Source organism: Flavobacterium sp. GP15 (genome assembly GCF_014281985.1).
In the GTDB taxonomy this organism is placed as follows: Bacteria; Bacteroidota; Bacteroidia; order Flavobacteriales; family Flavobacteriaceae; genus Flavobacterium; species Flavobacterium pygoscelis.
Genome location: NZ_JACFTC010000020.1, coordinates 1 through 3,383 on the forward strand (window position 1 = coordinate 1; position 3,383 = coordinate 3,383).

General features: G+C 28.2%; 3 protein-coding genes. All 3 read right to left on the minus strand.

The window, feature by feature from the left end; all coding sequences use genetic code 11:
• Positions 1–135: 135 nt before the first annotated feature.
• Complete coding sequence (locus H2650_RS15610; protein ID WP_188051755.1) at positions 136–2,028, minus strand: hypothetical protein; 1,893 nt, start codon at positions 2,026–2,028, stop codon at positions 136–138.
• A gap of 218 nt (positions 2,029–2,246) precedes the next feature.
• Positions 2,247–2,549 carry a hypothetical protein gene (locus H2650_RS15615; protein ID WP_188051756.1) on the minus strand — a complete coding sequence of 101 codons (303 nt, stop codon included), beginning with the start codon at positions 2,547–2,549 and terminating at the stop codon, positions 2,247–2,249.
• A gap of 3 nt (positions 2,550–2,552) precedes the next feature.
• Entirely contained in the window at positions 2,553–2,945 is a 393-nt protein-coding gene (locus H2650_RS15620) for a hypothetical protein (protein ID WP_188051757.1), read from the minus strand.
• Positions 2,946–3,383 lie beyond the last annotated feature (438 nt).

Sequence of the window (3,383 nt, forward strand, 5' to 3'; positions counted from 1 at the left end):
ACGCCGCTTCTCGTCAGTTGCGAACTTCGGAACGAATTATTTTCTGTTAAAGATAAAAATTCTTGCGAAACGTGAACGTGAACTTACAACAAAATTCGCAATTGCGAGAAACGGCTGTTACCAGCAGTAATTTATTTATAGTTCATCTAAACTTATTTTTCTCTCAACATATTTTATCAATTTATTAGTAAATGACGCTAAATCTCCACCTTTTGTTTTCTCAATAAAACCTCCAATATCACCAAAATTCCAATTTATCAAATCTTTATCTTTTGCTTCTATGTTTAGACTTTTTATCTCTAAAATTGCTTTCTCTTTTTCGGTGTCATTAAAGTCGGAATTAAGTCTATTAATTATATCTAATACAGTCAATACGATTAAGTATTTTTCACTAACGATAAGTTTGCGATAATCTTCATTAAATTGAGTCAAGGATTGTTGAAGAATTATTGTTGTTTCATAATAATTCATTATGTCACCCTCTTCAATTTTCTCGTTTTGTAGTTTTGTCTTAATTAACTTTAATGCTTCTTGATAGCTATGTTTTGCTAATGTAACTTTATCTCTTAGATAAAAAAACCGTCCTGAAATAAAAAAGTATGTCTCAGTGTTAATTGATTTACCACCAATATCAATAGTTGCTTTAGAACTTTCCTCACTAACTCCTGATTCAATGAATGCTTTATAAATATATAATTCGGAAGAAAGTGGGTTGTTAGAAATTCCGTTTGATAAAATATTTATCGCTTCTTCGGTTTTTCCAATTTTATTCTTTAATTCAGCAATTTTTATATAACAAGTCTCTATTTTGTAATTACTGTCAATTAGTGTTTGAAGTATCTCTATAGCGGATTGTTCTTTTCCAATTTCTCCTAAAAATATGGCTTTTGAAAAACTAAAATTATTTGAAAGTTCTGGTTCATTATCTTTGAAATGGTTAATTGCTTTGTCATAGAAATTGGTTGTATCATTAATTCTGTTTTCGTGTCTAAGTAATTTAATCAGTTCATTGTAGTATTCAACTTTATCTGGGTTTATGCCTAATAAAATTATATAATCATCAATTGCACGTTCAAAACTGTTTAGCTTTTTAAGAATATCAATTCTATTAGTATAATAAAGTTCCTTTTTGCTCGAATGCTCAATCGCTTTAGTAAGACAATCTAAAGCTTCGAGTAAGTTATCTTTAGCTTTGTATTTTAAAGCAATATTGTTGTATGCTGAAGAATCAGTTGGATTAATTTCAAGTTGTTTTTTGTAGTTTTTAATTGAATTATCATTATCTTTTAATTCAGAATATTCAAAGCCTAAATACCAATAAGCATCTTTATGTAACGGTATTTTTTCAACTAATTTTTCAAGTAGTAAAATAGCTTCTTTGTGCATATTTTTTTCCCTTAATATTTTTGCTTTTGAAAAGAGAATTTCTGGATCATCAGGTATACCTATGTTCTCAAAAAACTCAAGTCTTTTTTCAAGCAACTCAATTGTTTTATTGGTTTGTTGTTCAACTGAAAGACTTTGAATTTCTTCCGTCTTTTTTTCGGCAACTTCTTTTATTTTTGAAGTTTCAATTGCTATATCACTTAGTAGTTTATCTTTAATGAGTTGAATTAATTTATCATATTCACTTTGCAATAACTTCTTTTTATCATCAATTAGTTCATCAAATTCCGTTTTTTTACCATTTACATATCCCTTTGCATCTTCAAGAGTTTTAATCGCATCTTTCCTTCTGTTTTGTGACCTTAAGCTCTCGAAACCTATATAAATACCAGCTAATGCAATTAAAATTCCAAAAACTGATGCTATTATTGCGGTGAAAGTTAGGTAATTATTAAGTCTGTCGTTAGTATGTTGATATTGAACAGTAAGATTGCTATATTGATTATGAATGTTTTGATTCTCATATTCCATCTTTTCAATTTTCTCTTCCAACTTTTTATAATCAGCCTTGTTATCTTTGGATTGTCCAAATGTTAAAGTAATTGAAGTAAAAAGATATAAGATTATCAAAGTTTTTCTCATTTTCTATTATGTTTTGTTGTGAGTTGCGCTATTATTGCTGGTAACGTCTTGGCGCTTGGCGAGGTTGGGGACTTTATAGCAGAGTATTTTCTGCCGAAACGAAGATATGATAAAAAACGTTAATTCCACTAAAACCCCAATCTCGCCAAACGGCTGTTAGCTGTAGTGCATTTTTTATTCAGTTATTTTATCTTTTCACAATTTTTATTTTCAATTTTTCACATTTCAAAGTCTTCGATTGGTTTCCTTTTTATAAAAGCAGATAATATTAAAAAAGTAATCAAAAACATTATAAATTGTATTATTAAAACTGGAATTAGATAATCCGATTCAGCATATCTATATCCGAAACTAATATTCGTTACAGGAAAAGTTAGGATTAAAGTATATAAAGACCATTCTCCATAAAATAAATCACTTCCTGAAATAGAACAAACTGATAATGTTCCAATTCCAACATAAATAATCGAGATTATTAATGCTTTTTTTCTTCTTTGAAGGAATAATTTGAGGTTTTCCATCGTTTAATTTATTTCAATTATAATTTTGGTTTTCCACCAAAAGCCTTCCTTTTTTTTATTTAGTAAATTATTTATCGAGGTTTTTGATTTATAAACTGTTTTAATGTTTTTAGTTTCAATTTCAATATTTTTAATTGAATTTGACATTTCATCGATTTCGTTTTCATTCCAGGTTCCAATCCCAAAATAAATTTCAGCAGTGTCTTTTTGTTTTATATTAAAAACTATTGAGTCTTTAGAAATCTCATTTAAGCGATAGTTTGGGATTTTAGAGTTTAAATTAAATTTTACTTTAGCTTCATCATTTGTATTATTCAGTAAATATATTGAATGAGCAGGGTCACAACTTGTCAAAAAAATTGCAAAAAAGAAAAAAAATATTATTTTAAAATACATTTACATTTAACTTATTAGGTTGTTTTTTCTGGCTCTGCGGGCGCATTACAGCTAACGTCTTGGCGCTACAAGAAGTTTGGGATTAAAGATGCGAGATTTTTCCATTAAACACAAATTTTCCTGAAACAAAACCATTTTTAAATTAAGCCAAATACCCAAATTTCTTGTAACGGCTGTTATGCGATCGGCAGTATATGTTCTATGTTTGTCTATTCAAATTCATTCCAAATTGTCGCTTCCAAATTTAGTTAATATTAATTCTTAAACACCTTCTTTTGACCTTAAAAAGCTAAAAAAAAAATCGGAAAAATTTCGTTTTAGAAGTTTCTGTTTTCCAAAAACTCGATATACTCCAATTTTCAAGTTTCCACATTCTACAAACTTGATCACGTTTCAATTTTCAAGTTTCTGTTTTCCATAAACTCGATAAAGTTCCAC